The following is a 2,078-nucleotide window of genomic DNA, read 5'->3' as shown; positions in this document are numbered from 1 at the left end:
CTGCAGGAGCAAGGCTTCGACGGGTTGGTGACGCGTTACCAGTACGATGCTGATACGGGCCGGCTGGCAAGTACCCAGGTCGGCCAGCGCCGCATCGACATCACCTTCGACCCGGTGGGCCGGCTCGCTTCTCGCGTGGCCAGACTGGGGGAGCAACGCCAGGAAGAAACCTTCGCCTACGACGGCAACGGCAACCTGATCCAGGCGATCAACGCGGCCAGCAAGTTGCAATGGTTCCATGACCAGGCGGGCAACCTGACCCGCGAGCACCAGTATTACCTTGGTACCGAGGTGCCGATGGTTGCGGTGTGGCAACACGAGTACGACGTGCTCAACAACCGTATCGCGACCGTACGCCCCGATGGCCATAAGGTCAGCGTGCTCACCTACGGCAGCGGCCACGTGCTGGGCATGACCCTCGACCAGCATGAACTGCTGGCCTATGAGCGTGATGACCTGCACCGTGAAGTGGTCCGGCATCAGGGCAACCAGCTGATGCAGGCCCAGAGCTGGGACCCGGCTGGCCGCCTGCAAGAGCAGTTGCTGGGTAGCCACGACGGCAAGTCCACGTTGCTCAAGCGCCAGTACCAGTACGATGCCGTGGGCCAGCTGACCGATATCCACGACACCCGCCGTGGCCACCTGGCCTATCGGTACGATCCGGTTGGCCGCCTGCTGCAAGCCACCAGTCGCCTGGGTGTCGAGACCTTCGCCTTCGACCCTGCCGGTAACCTGCTGGACGACAAGGCCCAAGAGCTGAATCGCCCGCTGGAAAGCGACCCGCGGCGCAACAAGCTGATGGACAACCTGCTGCGTGAATACGCCGGGACCCACTACCAGTACGACGAACGCGGCAACCTGATCCATCGCCTGCACAACGGCGAAAAGGCGCGCCTCAGCTGGGACCTGTTCGACCGTTTGGTGCGCTTCGACGATGACAAGCTCAGCGTGGTGTACAGCTACGACGCTCTGGGCCGCCGTCTGCACAAACACTCCACCGCGCACCACCAGGATGATCCGCGAGCGGGCAGTGGCTGGAACCAGATGCAGCGGGCCAAGCGCCAGCGCGAACTGGGTTGTGGTTACACCTTGTATGGCTGGGATGGCGATAACCTGGCTTGGGAAAGCTCACCGCCGCAGGGTGAGGGCGAGACCGGGCGCACCGTGCATTACCTGTATGAGCCGGGCAGCTTCGTGCCGGTGGTCCAGGCGCAACGAAACAACCCGATCCGCCTGCTGCGCCAGCCGGACTGGAGCGATCGGGAATACGATTTCGATCAGGACCCGCTGTGGCACACCGAGGTCAAGCCGCAGGCATTCGATGCGATTCTCTGGTATCAGTGTGACCACCTCGGCACGCCAATGGAACTCACCGACCACAATGGTGAGGTGGCGTGGACGGCGCAGTACAAGGCGTGGGGTGAGGTCAAGGAAGCACGGTCGGAGTGGGCCAAGCAAGTCGGCCTGACCAACCCGATTCGCTTCCAAGGCCAGTACCACGACCATGAGACGGGGCTGCACTACAACCGGTATCGGTACTATGATCCGAGGCTTGGGCGGTTTGTCAGCCAGGATCCGATCAGCTATCTGGGGGGCTTCAACCTCTATCAGTATGTTCCGAACCCGATCGGTTGGATTGATCCGTGGGGGCTGAAGCGGATCAAGAATGCGGTTGAAGGAGATCGTCGTCACCGGGAATTTAATGCTGAGATTAAAGCAGCTCATCCGAACGCTTCGATTCAGAGTGAATGCTATCTGAGAGATGCAACTGGTCAATCTGTAAAAGATCCACTGACTGGCGAGCGTCGAAGAGTGGATACGGCTGTTATTGAGAATGGCACAGCAACAACATATGAAGTTACTAGCATGACCGCAGATAAGACTGAGCAGCAAGCTAAGGAAGCTAGGATTTTGGCAGCAGGCGGTGGTTATATCAGAGACCGTGAAACTCGAGAGATTATTCCGGTGTCAGGGAAGTCAAAGGTTCATAGGAGGGCGTGATGTCTGAAGATTTTGTGGTATGGGATATCGATAGTATCCTTGAGTCTTATACGGATATCCCAGAGTGGGAAGTCAGT

The 2,078-nt window shown here is 59.3% G+C and carries 1 protein-coding gene; it reads left to right on the top strand.

Translation table 11 applies throughout. From position 1 onward, the window contains the following. On the top strand, window positions 1–2,001 hold a 2,001-nt coding region (locus JKP78_RS15005), incomplete at its 5' end, for an RHS repeat-associated core domain-containing protein (protein WP_234454631.1). Window positions 2,002–2,078: the final 77 nt, after the last annotated feature.

This window comes from Pseudomonas sp. LAM2023 (assembly GCF_016620375.1).
Classification (GTDB): domain Bacteria; phylum Pseudomonadota; class Gammaproteobacteria; order Pseudomonadales; family Pseudomonadaceae; genus Aquipseudomonas; species Aquipseudomonas anuradhapurensis.
The sequence above is the reverse complement of the archived record's forward strand: the minus strand, read 5'-3'. Positions and strand labels throughout refer to the sequence as shown.